This window comes from Vibrio nigripulchritudo ATCC 27043, from assembly GCF_000222685.1.
In the GTDB taxonomy this organism is placed as follows: domain Bacteria; phylum Pseudomonadota; class Gammaproteobacteria; order Enterobacterales; family Vibrionaceae; genus Vibrio; species Vibrio nigripulchritudo.
In genome coordinates, this window is sequence record NZ_AFWJ01000296.1 from 1 (window position 1) to 26,143 (window position 26,143).

The window sequence follows — 26,143 nt, forward strand, 5'->3', positions numbered from 1 at the left end:
AGAATCGGTACCGCAGTATGAAAGCCAGTTAAACTCGCCCTTGGGAGCCCATATTCTGCTCCATTTCATTGTCAAAGAACTTGGAAAGGACGCGTCATTCCACTGCGTTCTTTTTCTTGAACTGAAACAGAATATGAGGCTCTGAATCCTGCATCTTGAGGTCACTTGGGTATAGTCTAATTGGGATGAGAGCCTATTTAATGGGTTTCGTTAAACCGTCTGGCATCTCTATTCAGCAAGATTAAAAAACGCAGCACAAGGCTGCGTTTTTTAAACCCGAGTTTACGCTTTTACAGCTTCTCAACACCCATGTTGTGGAGCGTAAAACTGTAGATATCCGCGTATTGCTCAATCACTTTACTGGTTGGAGTACCAGCGCCATGGCCTGCGTTTGTTTCGATACGAATCAAGGCAGGGTTAGAGCCCGATTGCTTGGCCTGAAGCTCAGCGGCAAACTTATAAGAGTGCGCTGGTACAACCCGGTCATCGTGGTCGCCTGTGGTCACCATGGTGGCAGGGTATTCGACACCCGGCTTCACATTGTGAACCGGAGAGTAGGCTTTCAGATACTCAAACATCTCTTTGCTCTGGTCGGCGGTACCGTAGTCGTATGCCCAGCCAGCACCAGCTGTGAAGGTGTGATAGCGAAGCATATCAAGCACGCCAACCGCCGGAAGCGCCACCTGGAACAGTTCTGGTCGCTGAGTCATGACCGCACCTACCAACAAGCCACCATTCGAGCCACCGTTAACCGCCAGTTTCTCTGGAGAGGTATAGCCCTCATCAATCAGGTATTCTGCGGCAGCAATAAAATCGTCAAATACATTTTGCTTGTTAAGTTGTGTGCCTGCTTTATGCCACTCTTTTCCGTATTCACCACCACCACGAATGTTGGCAACTGCATATACGCCCCCCATTTCCAGCCAGGCTGCACGAGTCGGGCTGAATCTCGGTGTCAGGCTTACATTAAAACCGCCGTAACCGTACAGAATAGTCGGCGCACTTCCGTCCATTGGTGTGCCTTTCTTGTAGGTCACAATCATTGGAACTTTGGTGCCGTCTTTTGATGAATAGAAAACCTGACGGGATTCGTATTCTTCAGATGCAAATGGCGACTTTGAACGATGATACAGCTGGCTTTCACCTGACTGAATGCCCATCTTGAACATGGAACTTGGTGTGCTGTAATTGGTAAAGGAAAAATACAACTCAGAGTCGTCTTTTTCTCCAGAGAAACCGCTCGCACTGCCAATGCCCGGCAAGTTCACTTCACGAACCAGATCACCGTTCATTTTGTATTGCTGCACCATGGACACTGCATCGACCATGTAGCTGGCAAACAGGTAGCCGCCAGCGGTAGAAGCGCGCAGAACATGCTCTGTTTCCGGAATCAGATCTTGCCAGTTTTCAGGTTGTGGCGCGTTGGCATCCACCGTAACTACTCGTTTGTTCGGTGCATCCAAGTTGGTCACCAAAAAGAGTTTGCTGCCTTGGCTGTCGATAACATAAGTGTCCGATTTGGTTGTGTCCAAAACGGGCACCAAAGGCTTCTCTGAATGAGCCAGATCTTTAATGAACAACTTGTTGCCAGAGGTGGACACAGCCGCAGAGATCATCAGGTAACGATCATCCTCTGTGGTGTAACCGTAAACATAGCGATGCTTCTCTGCTTCAGTACCGCCGAACAGGAGCTGGTCTTCGCTTTGCTTGGTATTCAATTTGTGGAAGTACAGTTTGTGCTGATCTGTCTTGGCAGACAACTCACTGCCTTCCGGCTTGTCGTAACTAGAGTAGAAAAAGCCTTCATTCCCTAGCCATGAAATGCCACTGAATTTGACGTCTACCAGTGTTTCGCCCACTTGCTCTTTGGTTTCGGCATTCAGTACAACAACCTGTCGCCAGTCACTGCCACCTTTGGAAATTTGATAAGCCACCAGAGAGCCATCTTTGGAAAAACGAACACCAGACATCGACGTAGTTCCGTCTTCACTGAACGTGTTCGGATCAATAAACACTTCCGGTTCACCATCATTCAACTGACGATACAAAACGTACTGGTTTTGTAATCCATCGTTTTTATAGAAGTAGGTGTATTTCCCTTTTTTGAAAGGGCGGCTGACTTTCTCATAATCCATCAGCTTGGTAAGGCGTTCTTCAATGCTCTGACGGTATGGAATGTGCGAGAGGTAATCGAACGTCAGTTGGTTCTGATCTTTCACCCACTGAGCGGTTTCGTCGCTGCGGTCATCTTCCAACCAGCGATAGGGATCTTTCACCTGAGTGCCAAAATACTCGTCTACCACTTCAACCTGCTTGGTGACCGGGTATTTTAAAGCCATGTTTTCTATGTGCTGTGCGAATTGATTTGATGTGCTCTCCGAATTGTCGGAGGGAACGCTACAGCCGGAAAGTGCAACCGCAGTTGCCAGGAGTAACACTTTGCTTTTCATGAACTTCCTTGAAACGAGTGTTTGAGGGAAAGCGAAATGTACTACAAAATACACCCCGTACGACGTTTCAGTTTATAAGAGCCCAGATAATTTGTGACAAGGCTCGATGAATGGTACTGAGCAAAGCATAAAGTAACTTTCAAAAGCATCATCGTATATTGAAAATGATTTGATGTGATATGATTTAGCAAACACATTTTTTACTTTCGAGGCATCATGAAAGAGCAAATTTCCCAACGGGAACAGCAATCCATCAAAATTGGTATCGCTGCCAATCTGGTCATGGCATTCAGTGGTTGGTGGACTTTCTACCTGTCTGGATCAGAGGCACTGCTTCTGGATGGCAACATGTCTTTTATCTTGTTTGTCTCATCCATGGTTGCGCTAAAAATTTCTAAGATAAAAAGTGTTCGCAGCGAAGTCTTTCCCTTTGGTTTGTACGTTACTGAAGCACTGTATTCCATGATGAAGGGGCTACTTCTGATAGGGGTGATCATTTCTGCGATTTCTGGTAATGGCACTAAGATCTTCACCTACTTGCAAGGTGGAAATATTGCGCCAATCAATACCGGACCGATTGTGTACTACGCCATTGCGATGGTTTGCATCTGCTGGGGACTGTCGCTGCTCTACCACGTTCAGAATAAGCGCATAGGGAATGCCAGTTCGATGTTGAAAGTAGATAAGAAAGCCTCGTTTATCGATGGTGTGCTTTCTGCTTCTACCGGATTGATTCTGATTGTTATCGGATACGTGCCTGCTGGAAGCAGTTGGGATTTCTTACTCTATATCGGTGATGCTCTGCTGGTGGTTGTTTTGGCTACTCTGATGATCAAGCAGCCGATTGGAATCATTAAGGAAGCCTTTATCGAGTTAGCTGGTGGAAAACTTCAGGATCAGATACAGCATGAAAAAATAGAAACGTCGGTCAATCAGCATTTGCAAGCCTGTGGGATCAGCGCAAAGAGTCTGAACATCAGCAAAACCGGCAGCAGTTACCTAGTGATAGTGGGGCTGGCGTTAGAAGAGCTTGCAGACAAACCTGCGGGTTCAGTTACCGATGCTCGCCACAATATGAAACAGGCTTTGGATAAAGACTTCAATTTTGTGGATGTTGAAATGGTACTGGTTTGAAAAAAGGGGAATCGAAAGCGATTCCCCTTTTCCTTTTATGTTAATGGGTACAGAAGCTTAGGGCTTTAAATCACTCGACTGAATGCCACATCGCCAGACTGCAGAAGCAGCAGTCCAAATAAACCCAGAACAACACCACCTGCCAGCGTCATGTAATGAGGAGCCCTAGAGGAAGAATGATGATGGTGATGATCATGGTCATGGCTGTGGTCATGATCGTGCCCGTGATGGTGGCTGTGCTCATGATGATGCTTGTGCTTTCGGCTAAACAGATTGGTGGTGACTTTTTTACCACCCAGAGTCAACATGGCGATGGTGGAGGTGGTTAAACAGGTTCCCGCCGCCATCAACAGCGCACTCAGTACACCTACCCAATAGACCCCAACCATGTTGGCAAACAGCAGGATCATGATGGCACCAGTGCAGGGTCTGAGACCGATAGTCAAAATCAGGCCGACAACTTCTTTCCAGTCATTGGCAAATTTAGGCTCATGACCATGACAGCATTGTGAGGGGTTTCTTATCTTCCGAATTGATCGAACGATCATCACCAGACCAAACAATAATACACAGAAATAGCTGACCATCATGACGGATTCTGCCTTGGAGTGAATGTCGCGCATGGACGCTTTGTAAACCCAAAGGAGAATCGAGACCAAACCTATGGCGACTATAGCCTGAACAAAAGAAGAAACGATGGTGATGATTAGGCTGGTCTTCACCTGAGTTGGTTTTGCGACCAGGTAAGTGGAAACCACCACTTTGCCGTGACCAGGTCCCAGAGAGTGCAGAATACCGTAGATGAAGCTGATTATACTGAAGCTTAACAGTGCCCCCTGATGCTCTGCCTGAATGTCATAAAGAAGGTCGCTTAACTGACCATTAAAGTCTCGCTGTAGCTGAATGCTCTTAAGCAGTAGCGTCGGCCAGCTTTGCCACAACTGATAACCCAACGCCAGAAAAAGGAATGCAAACGCCCATTTGATATAAGGCTTTGAAAAAAAGTCTGGCATGGTTACCCCTTGCAAGTGATGTAGGCGTGTTGGGTGAAAAGTTGACCTAAGGTGTTATCGGGGTCGGCATCTTGCGGCAGTGAAAGGGCATAAGCCATTTGTTCTGCTGTTGGTGTAGGTTCTACCACATCAAAGCTGCACTGTTCTCGAAGTGACGTGCTGAGTTCTATAGCGCTGTTGGCTTTCCAGCTCATGTCCACGTAATAGCTGGGTTCGAATATCATCAGCTTTAAATTCTTACCGTTTGCGTCTTTGTCTTTGGTTAACGGAAGTTCGAAATGAAGGGTGAGTTTGCCCCGGTGAAAAGTCAGCTTTGCGTCCATGACCTGTTTGTAACGGATGGGGTCATCGCCTTCGAAAAAATAAGTGAAGTAGTGCTCATAGAGCATGTTGTCGATAACAGACAGCGCAAGTTGCTGAAGTGTGGCTTCCCGAACTTCTTCCGACATGTCTTCACCGTCTAGCATGTAGGCGGAAGTCATGGCATCAAACGTCCATTCCATTGAAAAGCCGGAAATATCAGAACCTTCTCCAAGAACACGAGTTTTCATATCGACCCACGAGTGTGGATGCGCGAAGGAGAGCGAAGCAGGCAGGAGTAAAATGAGAATGCGACATAGCTGAGTCAGCGTTTGTCGCATTGGATGCATCAATTTCATTAGAATTGGTTTTATATTAAATTTCTGCCAAGACTAAGGGAATTGATACAAAATGACAATCAGAAAATTGTTACATTATAACAGGGTTAAACTAACTCTTTCTTCACGCTAACTTCTGGAAAAAGCGTGAGTCGTTCGCCATTGTTGAGATGAGTGGTACACGCCACTCGCAGGAGAGAAGCAAAGTTCCTTATCTCTCCACGCTTTTCAAGCACTTCCTTGTAGATCTGGGTAACAAAAGCACCGATGGAAAGCTCAGATTTTTTGGCAATGTCTTCAATGATCTGCCAGAAAATGGCTTCTAGTCGAATGCTGGTTACTACACCGTCAATGCGGATAGATCGGGTTTTTAGTTCAAAAAGTTCTTCTTCCGCGCCGGAATAAATTTCACACATAATTGTCTCCCAAATGTGAGATTTAGGTTTTGTACCCAAGTAGCCTCAATATATTGGTTTAGAGAAGTCTCTCGGGTAATTAGCCTGATGAATCGACCGTTTTGCGTCCTGCAAATTATCAACTCATCATTTTCTGTCGTTGTGTGATCGATAATAAAGCAAAAACAGCCAGAAGAAACCCTGGCTGTTACATTGAAATGTTAAGTGAACCGAGAAATTGCTTATAGAAGCTTTAATAACTGGGCTAACCATGCAGGGTGTGCAGGCCAGGCAGGTGCGGTAACCAGTTTGCCGTCTGTGTGCGCCTGGTCCATTGCGATGTCCTGATACTGACCGCCAGCCGCGTTCACTTCAGGCGCACATGCTGGGTAAGCCGATACGGCTTTGCCTTCAATAACGTTCGCTGCTGTCAACAGTTGCGCACCGTGGCAAATTGCTGCAATAGGCTTGTCCTGCTGGTGAAACTCCTGAATCAGTTTCAATACATCCTGATTTAGTCTTAAGTATTCTGGAGCGCGACCGCCCGGAATCACTAAAGCATCGTAGTCAGAGGCTTTTGCATTTGCAAAAGAGGCATTAAGTGCGAAGTTGTGGCCAGGTTTCTCTGTGTATGTCTGATCGCCTTCGAAATCGTGGATAGCGGTTTTGATGGTGTCGCCAGCGTTTTTGTCTGGGCAAACCGCATCAACCTGATGACCGACCATTTGCAGTGCCTGAAATGGAACCATGATTTCGTAATCCTCAACGAAATCGCCTGCAAGAAGTAGAATTTTAGCCATTGTATTTTCCTCTCAATATAGCTTGGATACTTCGCTATTCCATTGCCTCACCCAAGCTGGGTTTTGGCTTCACGAATGACGATGTCTCCGGTTTTCCTTGTCGGGCATAGAATTGCCGAACTCCAGGCTGCACGGGTAACAGTGGAATACTACAGCCGAGATATGACTCACAGAGTGATGGAAATGATGCAATTTTGTTAAATCAGATGAGAATTATATTTTTTGAGAAAAGCTAGTCTTCGCTAGGCTCATAATGAACGGTGACCTGATCTTTCCCCTGATGCTTCGAGGTATACAGAGCGCGGTCTGCGTGGCGAACCATAGTATTGAAATTGGATTTCGTCTGACCGAAGTAGCCGCCAATGCTAACGGTGACAGGAAGTGACAGGTCGCTATGTGGTGTGGCTTTGATCTGATGGCGAATTTCTTCGGCCAGTTGCTCCAGTTCTTCTGGAGAACAAGAAGGGTGGAAAACCATAAACTCTTCACCGCCCCAGCGGCAAACCGACGATATTCTGGGTATTACCGAACTGATTCGCTTAACAATGGAGATCAGAACGTCATCTCCAACCAGATGTCCGTATGTGTCATTGACAGGTTTGAAGTTGTCGATGTCCAGAATCAGCAGCCCAACGTCAGATTTACTGTTAACGTAGCTCGGATACACGTTGTCGAGTTCGTCAAAGAATCCCCTTCGGTTCTGGATCTTGGTCAATGGGTCAATTCGCATCAGTCTCTGGTTACGACGGAAAGCGACGTAAAGGAAGTAGGCGCTGAAGCTGAGAACCATACCGATGAGTAGCAGCATCCAAACCGTCATTGAATGTTTGATACCCTTATCTCGCAATTGCTCGCGGCTGACAAAATGCACCAAATCCAGTTCATTAGGCACCACAGATCGCCAAAGGTAGAATCCGTCTTTGTCCTCTACCCAGTTCATCCCATCCGAAGGGGCAGGGAAGTTGATGGTTTCGTTTACTTCAAATTCCGTTAACGAGGATACGATTTTCTTGTTTTCATCCACAAGGAATGACTGACCTACAGAGTTACTGACTTGCAGAAGATCCAGCAAACTGTCGATGCCAATATCGATGGCGACCACACCAAAGAACTCATCATGGATCCAGACTGGATCGGTAATGGTGACCATCAACCCCTGTCCACCACTGTCTTCATACAGATCTGATACAAACTGCCGACCGTAAGGGTTCACTTTTGGCTGAGCCTGAACCCAGAATGGGCGTCTGTAGTCTGCTTCACTGAGTTGAAACTCCCGAACTGGCAGCTCCGGGGAAAGGAATAGGTATTTGTTCGCGGAAATGTAATACGACCATACCGCGACACCGAGCTCTCTGACCAAAGTACTGATTTGCTCATTCAGCGACAACGCAGCTGTCATTTCGTAACGCTGCTTTTCATTGGTAGGGTTAAAAGGCTCCATCATGGTTAACGTGCCTTTTAACTTTGACGCTTTCTCAGGGTGATCAAAAGCGGACAGAGCGTAAATATCGTATTCGGGGAAATACTCTATCGCATTGATCCACTGTGGAAGGTTGATCTTCCCTTCTTCCGCGAAATGGTACGAGTGGATCATGGTATTTTTAAGCCCGGTGTTATGGGCTGAGATGAGTTTGAAATACTGCTCGAACAGCCCCGCACGAACATTCACTGTGTTGATGGAACTGCGACGGATTTCATCCAGCTCAGATTCGTAATACACATAGCCGACAATCGCCAATAAGGCTGAAAAAAGAGTAGGAATGTACAAACTTCTCTTCATTAAGTGTGTTCCACTGTCGGTTAAATATTTGGTTCTTTTAGGGTTACGGGAGTTCGGGTTATCAGTTCGTTTCTGCGACAATATTACTTCTAAATCTAGCTGATATAACTGCGGTTAACCATTACATCGTCAAATAACTTGGATTCAGCTTGTCAAATGTGGGAGGCGGATCAGTAGAACTAACCAATTACGGTTTGATTCCGACCTGCTTCTTTGGCTTCGTAAAGGGCAATATCCGCTTTTTTCATCATTTCATCGACCTTAATGTCGGCAGAACTGACGGTTAATCCGATACTTACCGTTACTGTGAGTGATTTAGAACCGTGCTTGCTTTTTGCAATGGCGAGGTGAATTTTCTCGGCCACCCAATGTGCCCTGTCCAGAGTCGTATCCTGAAGGAGAATGACGAATTCCTCTCCGCCCCAACGACATGCTACAGAAGACTGGCTGGCCACCCTCCGAATGTCGGCGGCTATAGAGCGGATCACTTCATCACCCACATTGTGCCCGAAGCTGTCGTTAATCTTTTTAAAGTGATCGATATCGATCACCAGCAAACCACATTTTTGCTGGTTTCTTAAAGACTGCTGGAAAATAGGCTGAATGAAAGAATAGAAACCGCGTCGGTTGTACAGACCAGTTAACGGGTCAACCAGCATCAATTGCCTGTTTTTCTTCGCAGAAACGTACGTAAAGAACGAAAGAATACTCAGCACACACCCTATCATCAGAAGTGACCATACAGTGGATGAGGCTTTCATGGCTTCAAGCAGCAAGGTTGTCTTCTTCAGTCTATGCACCAAGAACAGTTCTTTGTTTATGGTTGGCGTGCAATAGAACCAACCTTCATCCGACTCTTTCCAGTTTTCTCCAGTATCTGATACCAGAATAGGCAGTTTATCGCCCAGCGCGAAAGGGCTAAGGCTGGCGGTTAATTGCATGTTCTCATCAATCAGGTAGGACTCACCGGGTGCTGTGCCAACTTTCAGTAGAGAAGTCATCAGATCGAGACCAATATCTATTGCCACAATGCCTAAGAACTCATCTCCACGATAAACCGCATCAGAAATGGTGATCATTAAACCCTGCCCAGCGGCATCATCATAAAGTTCTGTCACTACCTGTTTTCTGTCTGGGTTCTTTTCAGGCAGAAGCTCGGTCCAGAAAGGCTTTTCATAAAGAATGTCACTGAACTGGAAAGTTTCGACAGGCAGCTTAGGAGAAAGAAACAAAAACCGGTTTTTCGACAGGTAATATGCCCAAACGGTCATTTTAAGATCATCAATGACTGTTCCCGCCTGCTCATTAATTGAGAGCACAGCAGCAATCTCTTCTGAGATAGGATCATTTGCCGATTGTAACGGTACATCCATGGTTAATGTACCTTTTAACCAATCCCCCAATTCCGGCTGATCGAAAGCCGACAGAGCGTAGGTGTTGAACTCAGGGTAGTAAGTGATTTCTTTAATCAAATCGGCACGCGCTTTTAAAATAGACTTTTGCTGCACATCCAACTCGATAGAGTTTTTCATCGCGGTGTTTTTGGCAGACATCAGGCGCACATACAGGCGAAGCAGATTCGAACGAACCTCAAGCGTTGATAAAGTTGTCTGGCGAATTTTTTCGGCTTGATAATGGAAGTGGGAAAGACCAAGCGCCAAAAACACCATGATTAACACGATGGGATAAAGGGTAAGTTTTGACATCAGAGTTTCTTATTATTTTTCCCTTGGAGTTAACGTTGATTAGCAGTCAAAATCTAAGTGGAACAAGCGCGATCCGACAGAACCAAAACAGTTCTCTAAAATATTGATTAATGATACCTAACCAAAGCATTATGCAAGTTTGATTTTTAACTGATAGTTTTGACACTTCCTCTTAAAGTTGAGCCGTTTAAATAATAAAGCAGATATCGTATAGATATTGTTCGATAAAATAAAAGTGCTATTGGTGGGTTGTTTTGATGGTATTTTTGGGTTTTTATACTACATTTGAGGGTTTATTTGGCTCTTGATATTTTTGGTACTTGTTGAATATCTATCTAGTATGTATGCGCGGAATTTCACTTGTCTATATGTGCTTCATACCTGAGACGAAATTGATGTGCATTTCATAAAAAGAGGAAATCATTCTCACAATTTATTACTGTTTTTACAGGTTTCATATTTTCGTAATATCCAAGAAAACCTTTCCAGTTCCTGTTAGGTTCGATTTTAAATCAACTTTGATCAAAGTGGTGAGTTTCCCTAGACACGAGGCTCAGCCATCTTGGTGTTAAAACAGTGTGAATTGGTCCCCCCATTAGGTTTTCCCCCGCCCCTTTTTGGGAGCGGGGTTTGTTTTAATGATCCAGATACAAATAGTTCTGCCAGCTCTTCATTCTGATAAGGACTTTTCGCATCACAGACACATGAGTAAAGCTGTCTGAATACACCGCGATTTCTGCATTGCTGCCCATTGGCAGATGGTAGCTTGATAAATCGTCAGTAATTTTCAGTTTCACCAGAGCACGCCCGTTGCTGCGGATGGCACTGGAAGAAAGCAGCGCACCCGACGCCTGAACCTGTCCTTCTCCAATCGCTGGGATCACTTCAATAACTTCACCTTTAAATACTCTTCCCGGTAAGGCCTTAAAGAGAAACTCGGCTTCAAATCCTGGCTCTAAGCGTTGCAGTGAATTCTGACGAAATGCCCCGACAAAGTATTCCTCTTCAGTATGTACAAACGTCATTACCGGACGAAGGGGCAAAGGCACTGCCATCATACCCGGACGCAATGCCAGTTGAGTCACGTAGCCATCAGTCGGGGCTCGTACTGTGGTTTCATCCAGATTGAACTGAGCCTGAGCAACCTCAGCTTTCATTCTGGCAATTAAGGTATTCTCGCCATTGATTTCGGATTCATAAGCCAGTTGTGCTTGTTTGGCTTTAGCCAGAGAAGCCTGATAGCTGGCTTGCGCCCCTTTAAATGCCTGACGTCTGGTATCAAGTTGTTGCTCGGTAAATGCGCCTTTTTTAAAGCCTTTATCGTACCTCTGGAATTCTCTCTCCGCTTTATCTTTGTCTGCGAGCGCTTTTATGGAGGCTGCCTGCGCTTCTTTATACGCAGATTCGAGTTGCAGTACGGTCTGCTCTGCTTCAGCTAACGCCGACTGCTTTCTTATTAACTCGGCTTCAAAAAGAGTTGGGTCAATCTTGAACAGCGGGTCACCCTTTTTCAGGGGCGTATTTGCTTTTGCAGAAACTTCAACCACCTTGCCCTGAACGCTTGGCACTATAGGTGTTGTAGAGTAGTACTGACCACCAAACTGGGTAAATGGGTGGTTGTAGTTCATCAGCAATATCAGCGTACCAATCAGGACAACGCCACCAAGGACTGCGGTAGGAACTGTCCATTTGTTTAGCGGGATTTTGAATATTTTAAATATGGCGATACACAGCGCGGCGTACGTCATAATCAGCAGTAAATCCATTATTCGTCTCCCTGCTTGATTTCATTATTCGGATGTTGGGTGGGCTGTGTGAGGGCGTCTCTGGATTTTAACTCCGCTACTTCTTTTTCCAGCGCGCTGACTTGATCAATAAGCACATCCATACGGTGGTGCATGTCATGCTGTTCCTCTTCCAGTTTGTGGAAACCCCAGCCCCTTTCTTTGCGCCACAGCGTTGCCCAGATCCAAAGGAAAGGCCAGATAGCATGCAGGGTAAACAGACTGACCCAGCCGGAAACATGAATGGCGTCCTGATGAGGGTGGTCTCTTTCTTTAGCGATTTCATAGGGAATATCGTGAATGACAATAATGCCGTAGAAGAGCACGAGAGCGACAAATACCAGCAGCCCCAGTGCAAAGTAATCAAGAAACATAAAACGCTTCCTCTTAATTTCTGTAGAAAATTCAGACCTTAATATATCGCTTGATTCATATGGAAACCAATATTTATCCGAGCTGCATCATGAGAGTTGCGCACCAATTGGTGATAGCGCAATGAGTATGAGATTATTTTCCCTTCAATTTAGATAGGGAAATCGAGTGGGATACATAGGAGAAGCGGCGGCGTTACTCGCGGCATTAGTTTGGGCGGTTGCTACCTGGATATACGGGCGTTTTAGCCACCAATTTTCTGCCTTGCAGTTAAACATCGTGAAAGGCGTTATTGCTTCTGCAATGATGCTGGTTGTGTTGCCTTTGCTGCCAATGCCAGCAGAAGCCTGGCAGATGGACAGTCAGCACTTTCTCATTCTGGCGATCTCCGGAGTGATCGGTATTGCGATAGGGGATAGTGCCTACTTTGCCGCTCTAAAGCGAATCGGAGCCAATAAAACCCTGCTGCTAGAATCCTTAGCACCGCCGCTGTCTGGTGTTCTTGCTTTGGTTGCTCTAGGTTCACAACTGAGCTTTCAGAGTTGGTTAGGCGTGGTCATTACGACTGCTGCGGTCACGTTTGTGGTGTTTAAACCGTCAGGCACTGACCAAAAAGCTTCGGTATCGGGTATCGGTTTTGGCTTGCTGGCAAGTGTGTGTCAGGCAAGTGGTGTGGTGATTTCTCATTACGCTTTGGTGGCTGGAGACATTCCGCCACTGCTGGGCGCGTTGATTCGGCTGAGTATCGGGGTGATAGCAGTAGCCGCTGTGATTCGCCTGCTTGAGCCTGCGCCATTCAAATCCATTAAAAGCAACTGGGGAAGCATGGATCGCAAAGCCCACCTTACATTGCTGCTTGCGATATTAGTGGGGACGTTTCTCGCGCTCTGGTTACAGCAAATTGCGTTGAAAAATGCCAACCCGGCGATTGCACAGACCCTAATTGCGACCAGCCCACTGTTCATATTATTCATCTATGCGTGGAACGGAGAGAAAGTGTCGTCCAGCAGTGTGATTGGTACTCTGGCTGCTGTCGGTGGGATCTCGCTCTTCTTTCTATAAACACAACGATTTTTCCGATCAAAAAAGCCATCCGGCAGGATGGCTTTGCGTAAAGAATTTTATATCTACACTTCGTAACAGACCTGATTTCGACCTTTGGCTTTCGCCCGGTACAAAGCTTTGTCCGCCCGGTAGAAAGTACGCTGAGTGTTTTCCCCTTCACGGTGATTGGTCACACCGATACTGACGGTTAACCCACGCTCGCCGAGGATTTCACGCCAGCCAAACTGGAAGATACGCTCGCGGTAGTGTTCTGCGTGCAGAACAGCCTGCTCAACATTGGTATTTTCCAGAATCACCAGAAACTCTTCACCACCAAATCGCACGCAGGATGCGCCGCGGAACCTGAAGTGAGCCGCCAGTTCGTGCGACACATTAACGATTGCCTTATCACCAACCAGATGACTGAGTTCATCATTGATGGATTTGAAATGGTCGATGTCGATAACCAACAGAGTAAAAGGCGTTTCGTGTAACAGAAGATCTTTGAGCTTCACATCCAGCCAGCGACGGTTGTGCAGGCTGGTTAGTGGGTCGGTGAATACATCTTGCTGCAACTGAGCCACTTTGTCTTTCTGGGTTTCGGTGGTTTCCTTAAGCTCTTTATTTTCTTGCTCAGACAAGATCAGCTTAAGTTGAAGTTCGAAACGGGACAGGCGACGAAGCTGGAAGCCAGCCAAGTCACTGATAGGGATATTCTTCACCAAATCCGTGCCAATTCGGAAGGCTTTTTTCTCAAACGCCAACGCCTGTTTAAAGTCCTTCTGAGAGGCAAAGACATCGCTCAGAGACTCATACAAGCTTTTTAGAAGCACAGGCGAGTTGTTGAGCTTGATTCGCTTTACCGCCGAATTAAGGGTGTACTCAGCCAAATCAGTTCTGCCAACCGCATTTAAGCTGCGCGCCAGTTCCAGCCGCATCATGTTAGAAAGCCAGAACGCGCTCACATTATTGAGTGAGTAACGCGCTTTTGCCAGTACTTGCAACGCTTCCTGATACAGCTTTTGCTTGCGCAGAATGCGCGCCTGATAAAGGATGATTTGGCCTGCCAGAACCTTGTCTGAAACCAGAATACTGAGTTCTTCGCATTCTTTAAGCTGTTCGTTGGCATTGGCAATTCGACCAAGAGAAATCAGACAAGACACCATGTACAGCTTACAACGCAGACGCAAAGAACGACTGCTGATGGCGTGGTCGATACCGCTGATTTTCTGATAATACTTGAGCGCGCGAGCGTGATCGCCATAGGCATCACATAAGTTACCCATGCCAAGTACCGCCATCACGTAGTAGTCAATGTAGCCGTATTCCACTGAAATGTTGGACAATTCAACACACTCTTTCAGTGACAGTGCGTAATCGCCGTTTTCATAAAGGCGGTCTGCCAGAGTCGATTTGATGGTCAGAATGTCTTCAACATCTTTGGGAAGCGAAAGCAATGCAACCGCTTCACGTAATTCGTCCAGGCTGGATTTAGGTTGGTTTAATTTAGCGCGATATTCTGAACTGATCAGGTAGCAGTGCGAGCGCTCAAGATTTGTGGTCGCAATGTGCTGGCGAACGTGATCCCAGAAGATGATCGCATCTTCGCCAGTAACAGAAGCCGGATCCAACCCAGCTTCAGAGACTTTACTTAGTAACGCTTCCATCAGCTTGCTCCGTTTGGGTTGATTTTTCGACCAGTTGATCGAGCGTGAATGGGAACGTCAAAATATCGTGTAACGACGTTTTCGGTGCTTTGCCTTTCAAGCCTCGACGACTCCACGGATACATGGAAATCATTTGGCTGACCACATCATAAAGTTTGTTTGCCTCGTCACCTTTTTCTGAAATCAGCATGCCTACGCGGCTTTCATCCAGTTGAGAGATTAAGTCGCTGCGACCACACAAACAGTGGGCGAGCTCTATACAAATCTCCAGATAGTTGCTGTCTTCATGCTCAATCATGATGACCGCATGGTTCGATTTCATGAGTTCTGACTTGAACAGAACCATCTGCTCCCACCAATAGGTTTCAGACACCACATTGGAGTAGCGTTTTTCGCGGTTGAATTCGATCTGACCACGAATACGATTAATCAGTTTTCTTGCGCGCTGTTCGAGCTGTCGTTTTGACCCTCTGGCCTTATCCATCCCCAGACGGTTGGTCTGCTCTTTAAGCATCTGTATGGAGTAGCGACGGTATTTCTTAAACGATTGAAGTGCTTTTTCGAAGTTTTGACTTTCTTCCGCCACGACCGATTGCTGAAAGCAAATTTGTGAAAGAAGTTCACCGTTATCGAACGGTTTGGCGGCATCTTCCGCTTGTTGAAGAAGCTCACCTGCGGTGCTGAAGTCTTTGCGGATAAGCTCTAAGCGGGCTCGGCTAATAAAAGAGTGCGCTTTCATCCAGGTCAGATCGTGTTTGATCGCCAGATGATGGGCTTCCATGGTGGAAGTTTCAGCATCATCCAGACGTTCGAGCCCAATCAATGCCAAACCCCGAAAATCGCAAATTTCTGCGCGCCAGGTTGGGTCTTGGTGATATTTCAACGCTTCTTCTGCACCATCGAGCACAGAGAGCATTTCTACGTAGTTGTTAAGTAGGTAGTAATCCCAGGCAAGCAAGATACGAGCTTTGCCTTCCAACCAGTCAATTCGGGCATTGTTTGCGACTTTTACGGCAAGTTCGTGTGTAGACCTTGCCAAATGAATGTCTTCTGTGATTCTCCATACGTTACCCAAACCAATCAGAGACTCAATTTCAATCGTGGATTCACCAACCAGAGCAGACTGCTCCAGCGCGTTTATCCAGTATTGTTGAGCGGAATAGTATTTGGCTTGCCCCCAGAACTGGAGTGCGTGAATATGAAGAATTTCAGGAAGATAGTTGTCATTGTCGAGTCGGTTTTGACCTGCGAGCGCTTCCTTAATGGCTTTCATGCCTTTCTGGTAGCTCATCAAACACCAATGACAACGGGAGATGACGATGTAGGCTTGGATAACGCCTTCGTGATACAAAATCTGTTCTGCACGAGCTAAACATTGCTTCGCCTGAAGCAATACCCCTTCGGGTTCACTTTCAATTCGAGCACGTAGTTGCTCTAGCTCATTCTCAATTAATATCTGGGCTTTATCCAATGTTTAGTCCAAGCGGTTACGTATCTTAATTTCAACTTTGTTATTATATTGTGCGCTCATTAAGAATGGCACCACCAATACAATGATAATAGCCACATTTTCTCAATGAAGTACAACTAATGTGGCAGATTGCCAATTATCTCATTGATGAATGTTATGCATTCAGAACCTGATTCTATAAATCAGGACAACAAAGTCCGTAATGTAAGCGGCTTGTCCGCCAACCCAAGTTGTTGTGCAGGCGTCATTCCGTTCTTGTCTTGGTAGCACAAATTGTGCCAAGCTCGGAAAATATCCAGTAGAGGCAGTAATCCGCCAGGGCGGAGTTTGCGTCTTGGTTCGTTGATAAAGCTTTCAAATAGCAACTGAAAACGTTGCTGGTAATATTGCGTTTGTTTCGTTGTAGCAAGGCTTAGCCAATGTTCCAGGTCGGCGTTGTCGCCGGCCAGGTAGCAAATGCCTTTGGCTCGATTTTCTTCATTCCTGATTGCCCACCTGTCTCGCCACCATCCCATGTGTACGATGTCAATTTTTTGAGCAATTCCACCGTCTTGCCAGTTGCCATCTTCTTCGACGTACATTAAGTCAATATTATGGCGCTGGATTCTCGGAAGGCAGACAGAGAGCGCTGCCGAGCGCAATACTGGGTCTTGAGGCATAAAGATCGAGACCCGTTTTTCTTCTTCACACATGTTCAGAATGTGAAGGTAATGTGCATAAGAAGTGTACGGCGGTCGAATCAATGCACCTTTGGAAGGGTAGTTGAATCGGGACAAATTACCCATAGGATCTTCAACATTGCCTCGTGCCAGAATCTCCTGATACTTGTTGTCGATCTTTTCCCGCAATGAAGTTGCAGGGCGAGTCACGGCTTCAAAAGACTCCGGCTTGTAGTCTTTGGAGACAAAGCGAGAAGGTTCTTCATACGGGTTGTGATCGACGTTACCTGCCGGTTCATCGTCGAAGGAGTAGTTGACATGCTGGGAAAGCACGTATCCGGTATCGGCGTCGGTTGTCACAATCCAGAATACGCCATTCTGGCTGTTAGGCTGCAACACGGTGTAGTGAGATGACAGGTGATATTCCGAAGCGTGATTCATCCATCGAGCGTCAAACATCGCAAGCTTACGACGACAGCGACTGGCGATCTGATCTACGTGGTCGTAAAACGTTTTAGGGTTAATGGCGAGTTTGCGGCAAATTTCCCGAACGGAATAGCCGGTAAACAGGTAACCGAGGAGATGTTCCTGAAATTCGATTTTGGCATTGCTGCCGGACCATTTATCAACAAATGTCGATTGGCAGGATTTGCAGCGGTATCTTTGACGATCGCCACTGTACCCGAACGCATGATAAAGATGCTTGTGGGTATGGACGGTTTTGCCAGCATTTTCACAATTGGGGTTACGACACGCTGGCAAACCGTCGCTATGCACGGCTCTAAGCCTGCTCAGTTCATTCAGAACTTCGCGATTATTAAGTAAGGGGGGGAAAGCACCACACTCACGGCACACCATCGCCGGACGCTTAGGGTTAGCATGCTGCAAAACATACCGTTCTGCATCACTCAATCCAAAGTTGTCACACGCCAATGTTTTACAAAAGTTGAGTTGCAACCCATCTGCATCTTTTGGCAGCTTGCCATCTGACACGATCGCCCCCTCGGGAATAAAATGTTTGTAAAAAATTACAGGTTAATTGCGGTTTCTAGCGCAACTGTCATCATGTCGTTGAATGATTTTTGACGATCTTCAGCAGACAGCTTCTCGCCACGGATGATGTGGTCGGAAACAGTAAGAATGGTCAGCGCTTTTGCACCAAGTTCAGCAGCTACGCCGTAGATGCCAGCGGCTTCCATATCTACGCCCAAGATGCCCAGCTTCTCCATTTTTTCAAAAATGTCCGCTTCAGGTGTGTAGAAAAGGTCGGCAGAGAATACGTTGCCCACTTTCACCGGCACGTTATTCGCACGTGCCTGTTTCACTGCTTCTTCCAGAAGACCAAAGTCAGCGACTGCTGCGAAATCGTGGTTGGCAAAGCGGATACGGTTCACTTTAGAATCCGTTGATGCACCCATGCCGATAACGACATCCATCAGGTTTACGTCGTCTTTTACTGCACCACAGCTACCGATACGGATGATGTTTTTAACACCGTATTCAGAGATCAGCTCGTGAGTGTAGATGCACGCAGATGGGATACCCATACCGTGACCCATCACAGATACTTTTTTGCCTTTGTAAGTACCAGTAAAACCAAACATGTTTCTCACATCACAAACTTGCTTAGCGTCTTCCAGGAAGTTTTCTGCAATGAATTTTGCGCGCAACGGATCGCCTGGCATTAGGACTGTTTCTGCAAAATCGCCCGCTTGTGCGTTAATGTGTGGGGTTGCCATATTGATACTCTCCAAAGTGAGTTCTGGTAATTCGCAGGAAACGTGCGACAACAATTACCAAATCTGTTGAACAGGGTTTTCTTCTTGGGAGCAATACTAGCCCTGTCAGCGTTAACGCCTTGAGATCTAAGTCACAGAAAAACGCTATTTCCTACCAAATACCTCTATTGATAACCAAATGTGTTGAAAGCGGGAATGCAATCGATTTGCTTAACGTTTGCTATTCAGACGCACAGTTTTGATATCAATGCTGTGTCAAAAATGACATTACTCTTTTCCCCATATTCCATCGTTTGAAGTTAGGGTGTTAACTATCTGTAGTTGGCGTTATCTACAAAGAAACAAGGAAGGAGAAACATGCCAGATAACCGTTATGTGATTGGGGTAGACGTTGGAACAGGTAGCGCGCGAGCTGGGTTGTTTGATCTGAAAGGCAAACAGATTGGTTCAGTTAAGCAGGACATCGTTATGTTCAGTGAGGGCAACGCGCACTATGAACAGTCCTCAGACCAGATATGGGAATCGGTTGGTCACTGTGTCCGGACGGTATTGTCTGAGTCGGGAGTATCAAAAGATGCCGTAATAGGTATCTCGTTTGATGCCACCTGTTCCTTAGTTGTGATTGGAGAGAACGATCAACCTCTTTCGGTCGGCACTCATGGTAAATCTGAACGAAATATCCTTGTCTGGATGGATCAGCGTGCAACACCTCAAGCAAAACGTATTAACGAACAAGGTCACTCTGTGCTGGAATTTGTCGGCAACCGTATTTCTCAGGAAATGCAAACGCCAAAGCTCATCTGGCTGAAAGAGAACTTACCTGATACCTACAACAAGGCTCGTTACTTTTTTGACCTGACCGACTTTCTCACCTGGAAGTCCAGCGGATCTCTGGCGCGATCAATCTGTACAACGGTTTGCAAATGGACATATCTGGCTCATGAAAGCCGTTGGGACGAAAGCTATTTTCGTGAAGTTGGCTTAGATGATTTGGCGGATGGCGGATTCAGTAAAATTGGAACCGATATTGTCGCTCCGGGAACCGCGCTTGCAAGCGGGCTGACTCAAGACGCGGCTGAACATTTGGGGCTTAATCAGGGCACGGCAGTTGCCGCTGGTTTGATTGATGCTCATGCTGGTGGGGTAGGATCTGTTGGTGCTCTGAATGAAGAAGGAGAAGCAGACCCCAGTGCCAGCCTGGCTTATGTGTTTGGTACTTCCGCTTGCACCATGACATCGTCACCGAATCAGGTATTGGTTCCGGGCGTCTGGGGACCTTACTACTCAGCAATGGTGCCGGGCATGTGGCTCAATGAGGCGGGTCAGTCGGCGGCAGGAGCCGCTATCGATCATTTAGTGAGTTTGCATCCTGCCTACTCAGAACTGAAAGCCATGGCGAATATTGATGGTAAATCGCCAGTGCACTATCTATCTGAAGGCGTGAAAAGCCAGATAACCGAGTGGAGTGACGCGGTCACTATGGTGGAAGGGATGCATGTATTACCAGAGTTTTTAGGTAATCGGGCTCCGAATGCCGATCCTGATGCACGCGCTGCCATTCTGGGTCTGGACATGGAACATTCGATAGACAATCTCCAAAAGCTCTACGTAGCAGGTGTTTGCGGTCTGGCTTATGGTTTGCGACAGATTATCGAGGCGCAGAAAGAACGTGGGCTTAACATCAGTCAGGTGGTGATAAGTGGTGGTGCAGGACAGGATCCTCTCATACGCCAGATTCTTGCGGATGCTACGGGAGTGAAAGTGGTGGCACCTCAGGCACCAGAGCCCGTGATGCTGGGAAGCGCGATCCTCGCGGCAGTCGCTGCCAACGCCTATCCAGATATGCAGGAAGCGATGAAAGGGATGTCTGCGTTTGGGGAAAGTTATACACCTGCTGATGGTCGAATTAAGCAAGTTCATGAAAAAAGATACCAAACCTATATCAAGATGCAGACATTGGTGCGTGAGTCACGAACGTTCTGATTTTATATAGTTTTTTAACCATCTTTATTGAAGATAGAAGCTGTACAAAATATCGATACAAAAATATTTTTTGTATCGATGTGATCGTTTTGCTATAGATAGTTGTACAAGAAAAATAATTGTACAAACTAATCAATCCACCTGATTCAGGAAAAAGGGGCGAGACTATGGCTACGAATGAAATCAAAATTGGTGTGAGCGCTTGTGTCGTTGGTGAAAAAGTTCGTTTTGACTCCGGCCACAAGATCAATAATTTCTTAGTAAAAGACTTTTCGGAGTACGTGAAGTTTGTTCCTGTATGCCCTGAAGTGGGTATCGGAATGCCTGTTCCCCGTCCTGTAATCCGTCTTATAAGTGAAGAAGAACGCGTCGCTCTGGTTGAATCCAAAAATCAGGACAAAGTGTACACACAACAAATGCTGGATTACTCAGAAAACAAAATCGAAGACCTGATTTCTGAAGACCTGTGCGGTTATGTGGTGTGCGCCAAGTCTCCCACTTGCGGTATGGAGCGCGTCAAAGTGTACAAAAAACACAGCGCATCGAAAGAAGGGGTGGGCTTGTACACCAAAGTTCTGATGGAAAAAATGCCGTGGTTGCCCGTTGAGGAAGACGGTCGTCTTCATGACCCGTTTCTAAAAGAAAACTTTATCTCTCGCATTTATGCATTGAAAGATTTCTATGATTCGATGGATGGAAAGCCGACACCGAGGAAAATAGTCGAGTTCCATTCTCGCTATAAGTTGACGCTGATGGCACACCACCCGGCATCTTACCGTTCTCTGGGTCGCTTGGTTGCCAACATCAAAAACTACGACGCAGAGACATTCTACCTCGAATATCGCACTGCATTTATGAACGCACTCAAGCACCGCGCCAGTCGCAAAAACAATACCAATGTGCTGATGCACTTGCAGGGATACTTCAAACGTGATTTAGACAAAGGGCAGAAAAAAGAGCTGGCTGATACCATTCACGATTATCGTCAGGGCCTATTGCCATTGCTGGCACCGTTAACGCTGATTAAGCATTACCTGAGTACATTCCCAGATGCTTACCTGCAGCAACAAAAGTTTCTAGACCCATACCCACAAGAATTGAGATTACGATATGCATTATAAAACCCCTCGCTTTGCGATCAGAGAGGTTTCAGAGATGACGGGCATCAAGCCCGTTACATTGAGAGCGTGGCAGCGCCGCTATGGGTTAATTCAACCTAAACGTACCGAAAAAGGACACCGACTCTTTTCAGAAAAAGACATCGACCTGATACGAGAAATTCAGGGCTGGCTCAATAAAGGCGTGCCTATCGGCAAGGTGAAAGAGCTGATTAAGAACGGAGCTCAGTCCAGTCAGGCACAAGTAATTGATGAATCATTACATGAAGTAGAACAACTGCTTCAGGCTATTGCTGAAATGGACTCGGGAAAAGGCGACAAAATCCTGTCGGGGCTGTTTAAGGAGTACCCCACACAGCACGTGGTCGATAAGGTGATTCATCCGGTTCAGGAGGCGCTGGAATCGGTGAAAGCGACGCAGCGATCGCTTCAGGTTTCTCTGTTCCAGTCTTTGTTGATTACGGTGTCGAACCGAATCATCGAGTCTGAGAACAAGGTGGCGGCGAACAAAAAAGCATTGCTGGTGAGTTTTGACTCAGCAGGCAGTGTTGATACCCGAATCCATGCTTTGCTGCTTTCAGACAGCGGAAACCGAGTCACCATGCTAGAAGGGGTGGAAGACATCAGCGGTTTATCTGAAATGCTCGACCCGGGCAAAGTGTCTCAGGTGTATTTCCATTGCAGCAAAAATATTGGTGCCAAAGTCGCGGGTGACATCAAAGAGTTTGTGGAATCTAAATTTTACGAAGTAGGGTATTCACCGCTTATCCATCAGGTCTACTTCAGCAATCAGGAGCAAGCTTAGCCCTATGCAAATCGTATGGTTTCGTCGTGATCTCAGAACGATAGATAACACCGCTCTAAATCAGGCAGTCGCGACTGGTGAACCCGTTGTGGCTCTGTTTTTGGCGACCCCTCAACAATGGAAATCCCACAGCAAAGCGCCGATTCAGGCAGATTTTCTTTATCGCAGGTTGTATGAATTGCAACGAGAACTGCACGAACTCAATATTCCGTTGTTGTATCAGGAAGTTTCGATGTTCGCCGATCAGGTTTCCATGATTCGTTCTTTGTTGCGTCTTGAAACCGTTAATGGTGTGCACGCGAACCGTGAATATGAATTGAACGAGCAGCAACGTGACAGTCAGATAGAAGCTCTCAAAATAGAAGGAAAAGACGTTCATTTTTATCACGACAAATGCGTTATGCCTCCGCGAAGCGTTCTAAATAAACAAGGCGATTACTTCAAAGTATTTACTCCGTTTAAGCGTGCATGGTTAGCCAAGGTCTCAATGGCTGGTGTGACGGTCTCGCCAAGGCTGAAGCGCGCAAATGACGCTTTCCCCAGGGTAGGGTTGTTGCTCAATATCGTTGAAGAATTTAATCATAAGTGCCATTTCACATACCCAACGGAAGACAGCGCGGCTTATGCTGTGGACACCGAATCCATCATCCAGAAACTGAGAGATTTCTGTCGCGAAAGTGCTTCCCAGTACAAAGACGACAGAGATTTGCCTGCCATTGAAGGCACCAGTCGTCTTTCTCCGTATCTGGCTTTGGGGTGCCTTTCTCCAAGACAATGCATTGCTCGCCTAACCTATCAGGAAAATGACAGGCTAAAGAACTTTGATGAGTTGAATGAGGGGGAGCAAACCTGGCTCAGTGAGCTGATCTGGCGTGAGTTTTATCAGCATCTTCTCGAATTTGAACCAAAACTGAGCAAAGGCTTACCGTTTGTTGACTGGAGCATTGACCTTGAGTGGCACAATGACGAGGATTGGTTAACACGCTGGAAAAACGGTGAAACGGGATACCCAATTGTGGATGCTGCCATGAGGCAGTTAAACCAGACTGGGTGGATGCACAACCGTCTAAGAATGGTCGTCGCAAGTTTCCTGACTAAGGATTTGCTGATCGACTGGCGAAAGGGTGAAGACTACTTTATGTCTAAACTGATTGATGGGGACTACGCTGCCAATAATGGCGGATGGCAGTGGTCTGCATCGACTGGATGTGATGGTCAGCCTTATTTCCGGATCTTCAACCCGATATCTCAGGGGGAAAAATTTGATGCTCAGGGCGAGTTTATCTGTAAATGGATCCCTGAATTAAAAGAAGTACCTCAGAAGTTTATCCATCAGCCATGGAATTGGACAAAGCGCCACACACTGGACTATCCCAAACCCATGGTTGATCATAAAACCCAGCGTGAAATGGCGTTAGACATGTATAAGAAAGCGAAAGGATAAAGAATGAAACAAGCCGTATGTCGTATTTGGTGGTTGTCTTTGGTTGTACCCAGCGTGCATGCGGCGACATTTCCTCTGCCTATTGAAGGCAGCAACCTAGCCGGAAAGGTGCAACGTCATGTGGTTCAGGACGGTGAAACCTTTGCCCTGATTGCCAAACAATACGATGTCGGATTCCTTTCTTTAATGGCTGCGAACAAAGGGTACGATCCATTTCTTCCTCCTGAAGGCTCCGTCTTAACCATTCCTTCCCATTTCATTCTTCCTGATGCCCCCCGTGAGGGCATTGTGATTAACCTGCCTGAACTGCGCCTTTACTATTACCCGAAAGGACAGGACGTGGTGCATGTCTTTCCTGTGGGGATCGGGCGAGTTGGTCGGGATACACCAGAAATGACCACACGCGTTTCCGCCAAAATCCCTAACCCGACCTGGACGCCTCCAAAATCCATTCGCAAAGAATATGAAGCTAAAGGTATCAGCTTGCCAAGGGTGGTTCCTGCTGGACCTGAAAACCCACTGGGTGATTACGCCATGCGCCTGGCGTATGGATCAGGTGAGTATTTGATTCATGGTACAAACAAGGATTTCGGAATTGGCTTGCGTGTGAGTGCTGGCTGTATTCGCATGGAACCTAAAGATATAGAGTGGCTTTTCCAACGTGCTAATAAAGGTGAAAAGGTACGCATCGTCAACCAACCGATAAAAATGTCGTTGGAGCCAGACAGAAGTGTGTTTATCGAGGTACATGAACCTCTGACAAACAGCAAAGGTGTGCAGGCGAGATTAGAGCTGCCGATGGAACTAGGCTGGTGGATGGAAGAATTCAATATCTCAGACGCGAAAGCCAGAGCCGCCGTTCAGGTACAAAACGGCGTGCCAATCGAGATTGCCACGCCGTAAGTATTAAGACCTGTCGTTTATAACCGACAGCAAGCGAAAATATCTGGGTGCTAACGCACCCATTTTCTATTGCTCAGGATATCAATTTATTTTGTATAAGATTGAGCAATGTTATCGATGCGGCTGTTTGCTCGCGACGCTTCCTGTTGAGCTGACATCGCTGCGTTTTTCGCACCGTTTGCGGCAGAAGCTGCTTCTTCCGCTTTCATGCTTGCTTTTTCTTGAGAAGATTGCAGTGAGGAAACTTGCTGACTGAGCTGCTGAACCTGATTAGTCAACTCATCAATTTTTTTAGACGTTGTATCTGGCGTACCAGAGCAACCGGCCAAAAACAGAACTGAAGAAATACCCGCTGCTAAAAGTAATTTGTTGTTCATATGAACTCCTTGTTGGACATTTTTACGTAGCTGATTCTACCCATGTAACCGGACCGCCATATCAGTAAAGGGTACTGGCATGTCATGGCTGCTACTCAATCATAGTGTCGGACATAGCAGTACGTAAATTCGAACCCATACCATGTCGTCACTTGTCTCTAATATGGCACAAAAATTCGCCATCTGACGGCATCAACCTAAAATCTAACATGAAAATGACAAATTTGTAGATAGCGTTACACAGGGAGAATGCGTCAAATCTCCGTTAAATATAGAAGTGTTAACTATTTTTTGTGATCTAACCCTTAAAAAGGGGTATTATACGGCGCTATTACGGTCTATCTGACTTTTATGTGTACCGCCTAACTGGAGAATCCTTTGCAATTTAAAGACTTAGGGCTAGACAATCGCTTACTGAAAAACCTGAAGCATTACGACTTCAAGCAAGCTACTGACATTCAGCGTCAGTCCATTCCTGTTGCCATTGCGGGTAAAGATCTGCTGGCTTCATCCAAGACAGGTTCGGGTAAAACGCTGGCATTTGTGTTGCCTCTGCTTCACAAAGCCCTTAAGACCAAAGCCTTTTCAAGCAAAGATCCTCGTGGTGTGATTCTGGCTCCTACCCGTGAACTGGCAAAGCAGGTTTATGGCGAGCTACGCTCGATGCTAGGTGGTCTGTCTTACGACGCGACCTTGATTCTTGGTGGTGAAAACTTTAACGACCAAGTGAAGGCGCTTCGTAAAAATCCTAAATTTATCGTTGCGACACCGGGTCGCCTTGCCGACCACCTTGAGCATCGTTCTCTGTTTCTGGATGGACTGGATACGCTGATTCTGGATGAAGCTGATCGCATGCTGGAC

The 26,143-nt window shown here is 46.4% G+C and carries 22 protein-coding genes; 8 read left to right on the forward strand and 14 right to left on the reverse strand.

The genetic code is table 11. The features are described from left to right. Positions 1-290: 290 nt before the first annotated feature. Positions 291-2,450: a prolyl oligopeptidase family serine peptidase gene (locus RH89_RS23845; RefSeq protein WP_004407597.1), complete on the reverse strand. Its 2,160-nt coding sequence runs from the start codon at positions 2,448-2,450 to the stop codon at positions 291-293. A gap of 216 nt (positions 2,451-2,666) precedes the next feature. Between RH89_RS23845 and RH89_RS23850 the strand changes: the two genes are divergently transcribed. After that, entirely contained in the window at positions 2,667-3,584 is a 918-nt protein-coding gene (locus RH89_RS23850; protein ID WP_004407598.1) for a cation efflux transmembrane domain-containing protein, read from the forward strand. 65 nt (positions 3,585-3,649) lie between these two features. On the opposite strand, the gene RH89_RS23855 is transcribed toward RH89_RS23850, so the two are convergent. The 8 genes from RH89_RS23855 to RH89_RS23890 form a co-directional block, all read right to left on the reverse strand. Continuing rightward, positions 3,650-4,597 carry a nickel/cobalt transporter gene (locus tag RH89_RS23855; RefSeq protein ID WP_004407601.1) on the reverse strand — a complete coding sequence of 316 codons (948 nt, stop codon included), beginning with the start codon at positions 4,595-4,597 and terminating at the stop codon, positions 3,650-3,652. 2 nt (positions 4,598-4,599) lie between these two features. Beyond that, on the reverse strand, positions 4,600-5,256 hold the full coding sequence (locus RH89_RS23860) for a DUF1007 family protein (protein ID WP_223880388.1): 657 nt from the start codon (positions 5,254-5,256) through the stop codon (positions 4,600-4,602). An 86-nt stretch (positions 5,257-5,342) separates the two neighbouring features. Continuing rightward, the gene (locus RH89_RS23865; protein WP_004407624.1) at positions 5,343-5,651 is read right to left on the reverse strand and encodes a ribbon-helix-helix domain-containing protein; all 309 of its coding nucleotides are present in this window, start codon (positions 5,649-5,651) and stop codon (positions 5,343-5,345) included. 221 nt (positions 5,652-5,872) lie between these two features. Further along, positions 5,873-6,430 carry a DJ-1/PfpI family protein gene (locus RH89_RS23870; RefSeq protein ID WP_004407626.1) on the reverse strand — a complete coding sequence of 186 codons (558 nt, stop codon included), beginning with the start codon at positions 6,428-6,430 and terminating at the stop codon, positions 5,873-5,875. A gap of 232 nt (positions 6,431-6,662) precedes the next feature. Next, a complete protein-coding gene (locus tag RH89_RS23875; protein WP_004407628.1) occupies positions 6,663-8,210 on the reverse strand; it encodes a sensor domain-containing diguanylate cyclase in 1,548 nt (515 codons plus the stop codon). 179 nt (positions 8,211-8,389) lie between these two features. Next, on the reverse strand, positions 8,390-9,916 hold the full coding sequence (locus RH89_RS23880) for a sensor domain-containing diguanylate cyclase (RefSeq protein ID WP_004407631.1): 1,527 nt from the start codon (positions 9,914-9,916) through the stop codon (positions 8,390-8,392). Positions 9,917-10,551: 635 nt separating this feature from the next. Then, positions 10,552-11,682 (reverse strand): HlyD family secretion protein, encoded by a 1,131-nt coding sequence (locus RH89_RS23885; protein WP_004407633.1) that lies wholly within the window; start codon positions 11,680-11,682, stop codon positions 10,552-10,554. Further along, on the reverse strand, positions 11,682-12,074 hold the full coding sequence (locus RH89_RS23890; protein WP_004407635.1) for a DUF3302 domain-containing protein: 393 nt from the start codon (positions 12,072-12,074) through the stop codon (positions 11,682-11,684). The genes RH89_RS23885 and RH89_RS23890 overlap by 1 nt, the downstream gene beginning before the upstream one ends. Positions 12,075-12,240: 166 nt before the next feature. Between RH89_RS23890 and RH89_RS23895 the strand changes: the two genes are divergently transcribed. After that, the gene (locus tag RH89_RS23895) at positions 12,241-13,134 is read left to right on the forward strand and encodes a DMT family transporter (RefSeq protein ID WP_004407637.1); all 894 of its coding nucleotides are present in this window, start codon (positions 12,241-12,243) and stop codon (positions 13,132-13,134) included. 65 nt (positions 13,135-13,199) lie between these two features. On the opposite strand, the gene RH89_RS23900 is transcribed toward RH89_RS23895, so the two are convergent. From RH89_RS23900 to deoD, 4 genes are all read right to left on the reverse strand, one after another. Further along, positions 13,200-14,783, reverse strand: coding sequence for a GGDEF domain-containing protein (locus RH89_RS23900; RefSeq protein WP_004407639.1), 1,584 nt, complete (start codon positions 14,781-14,783; stop codon positions 13,200-13,202). Continuing rightward, on the reverse strand, positions 14,764-16,254 hold the full coding sequence (locus RH89_RS23905) for a hypothetical protein (protein ID WP_004407642.1): 1,491 nt from the start codon (positions 16,252-16,254) through the stop codon (positions 14,764-14,766). Before RH89_RS23905 ends, RH89_RS23900 begins: the two co-directional genes overlap by 20 nt. Before the next feature lie 182 nt (positions 16,255-16,436). Next, a complete protein-coding gene (locus tag RH89_RS23910) occupies positions 16,437-17,906 on the reverse strand; it encodes a hypothetical protein (RefSeq protein ID WP_004407644.1) in 1,470 nt (489 codons plus the stop codon). 35 nt (positions 17,907-17,941) lie between these two features. After that, complete coding sequence (gene deoD / locus RH89_RS23915; RefSeq protein ID WP_004407647.1) at positions 17,942-18,652, reverse strand: purine-nucleoside phosphorylase; 711 nt, start codon at positions 18,650-18,652, stop codon at positions 17,942-17,944. Between the two features lie 357 nt (positions 18,653-19,009). Here deoD and RH89_RS23920 point away from each other — a divergent pair, with 357 nt between their 5' ends. From RH89_RS23920 to RH89_RS23940, 5 genes are all read left to right on the forward strand, one after another. After that, positions 19,010-20,635, forward strand: a complete 1,626-nt coding sequence (locus tag RH89_RS23920; RefSeq protein ID WP_004407648.1) for an FGGY-family carbohydrate kinase — start codon at positions 19,010-19,012, stop codon at positions 20,633-20,635. A 167-nt stretch (positions 20,636-20,802) separates the two neighbouring features. Continuing rightward, the gene (locus tag RH89_RS23925) at positions 20,803-21,756 is read left to right on the forward strand and encodes a YbgA family protein (protein ID WP_004407651.1); all 954 of its coding nucleotides are present in this window, start codon (positions 20,803-20,805) and stop codon (positions 21,754-21,756) included. Further along, complete coding sequence (locus RH89_RS23930) at positions 21,746-22,558, forward strand: MerR family transcriptional regulator (protein ID WP_004407653.1); 813 nt, start codon at positions 21,746-21,748, stop codon at positions 22,556-22,558. The genes RH89_RS23925 and RH89_RS23930 overlap by 11 nt, the downstream gene beginning before the upstream one ends. 4 nt (positions 22,559-22,562) lie before the next feature. Then, the gene (gene phrB, locus RH89_RS23935) at positions 22,563-24,002 is read left to right on the forward strand and encodes a deoxyribodipyrimidine photo-lyase (protein WP_004407655.1); all 1,440 of its coding nucleotides are present in this window, start codon (positions 22,563-22,565) and stop codon (positions 24,000-24,002) included. A gap of 3 nt (positions 24,003-24,005) precedes the next feature. Beyond that, positions 24,006-24,905 carry a L,D-transpeptidase family protein gene (locus tag RH89_RS23940; protein ID WP_004407657.1) on the forward strand — a complete coding sequence of 300 codons (900 nt, stop codon included), beginning with the start codon at positions 24,006-24,008 and terminating at the stop codon, positions 24,903-24,905. Positions 24,906-24,991: 86 nt separating this feature from the next. Here the strand turns inward: RH89_RS23940 and RH89_RS23945 are convergent, their stop codons facing one another. Continuing rightward, positions 24,992-25,282, reverse strand: coding sequence for an Lpp/OprI family alanine-zipper lipoprotein (locus tag RH89_RS23945; RefSeq protein WP_004407659.1), 291 nt, complete (start codon positions 25,280-25,282; stop codon positions 24,992-24,994). A 366-nt stretch (positions 25,283-25,648) separates the two neighbouring features. Between RH89_RS23945 and RH89_RS23950 the strand changes: the two genes are divergently transcribed. Next, positions 25,649-26,143, forward strand: a 495-nt coding sequence (locus RH89_RS23950; protein WP_139063352.1) for a DEAD/DEAH box helicase, incomplete at its 3' end; no start/stop codon positions are given.

Coding starts and splice junctions, on each gene's coding strand:
- RH89_RS23845 (WP_004407597.1), bottom strand. CDS start 2,450: ATGAAAAGCAAAGTGTTACTCCTGGCAACTGCGGTTGCACTTTCCGGC.
- RH89_RS23850 (WP_004407598.1), top strand. CDS start 2,667: ATGAAAGAGCAAATTTCCCAACGGGAACAGCAATCCATCAAAATTGGT.
- RH89_RS23855 (WP_004407601.1), bottom strand. CDS start 4,597: ATGCCAGACTTTTTTTCAAAGCCTTATATCAAATGGGCGTTTGCATTC.
- RH89_RS23860 (WP_223880388.1), bottom strand. CDS start 5,256: ATGAAATTGATGCATCCAATGCGACAAACGCTGACTCAGCTATGTCGC.
- RH89_RS23865 (WP_004407624.1), bottom strand. CDS start 5,651: ATGTGTGAAATTTATTCCGGCGCGGAAGAAGAACTTTTTGAACTAAAA.
- RH89_RS23870 (WP_004407626.1), bottom strand. CDS start 6,430: ATGGCTAAAATTCTACTTCTTGCAGGCGATTTCGTTGAGGATTACGAA.
- RH89_RS23875 (WP_004407628.1), bottom strand. CDS start 8,210: ATGAAGAGAAGTTTGTACATTCCTACTCTTTTTTCAGCCTTATTGGCG.
- RH89_RS23880 (WP_004407631.1), bottom strand. CDS start 9,916: ATGTCAAAACTTACCCTTTATCCCATCGTGTTAATCATGGTGTTTTTG.
- RH89_RS23885 (WP_004407633.1), bottom strand. CDS start 11,682: ATGGATTTACTGCTGATTATGACGTACGCCGCGCTGTGTATCGCCATA.
- RH89_RS23890 (WP_004407635.1), bottom strand. CDS start 12,074: ATGTTTCTTGATTACTTTGCACTGGGGCTGCTGGTATTTGTCGCTCTC.
- RH89_RS23900 (WP_004407639.1), bottom strand. CDS start 14,783: ATGGAAGCGTTACTAAGTAAAGTCTCTGAAGCTGGGTTGGATCCGGCT.
- deoD (WP_004407647.1), bottom strand. CDS start 18,652: ATGGCAACCCCACACATTAACGCACAAGCGGGCGATTTTGCAGAAACA.
- RH89_RS23920 (WP_004407648.1), top strand. CDS start 19,010: ATGCCAGATAACCGTTATGTGATTGGGGTAGACGTTGGAACAGGTAGC.
- RH89_RS23925 (WP_004407651.1), top strand. CDS start 20,803: ATGGCTACGAATGAAATCAAAATTGGTGTGAGCGCTTGTGTCGTTGGT.
- RH89_RS23930 (WP_004407653.1), top strand. CDS start 21,746: ATGCATTATAAAACCCCTCGCTTTGCGATCAGAGAGGTTTCAGAGATG.
- phrB (WP_004407655.1), top strand. CDS start 22,563: ATGCAAATCGTATGGTTTCGTCGTGATCTCAGAACGATAGATAACACC.
- RH89_RS23940 (WP_004407657.1), top strand. CDS start 24,006: ATGAAACAAGCCGTATGTCGTATTTGGTGGTTGTCTTTGGTTGTACCC.
- RH89_RS23945 (WP_004407659.1), bottom strand. CDS start 25,282: ATGAACAACAAATTACTTTTAGCAGCGGGTATTTCTTCAGTTCTGTTT.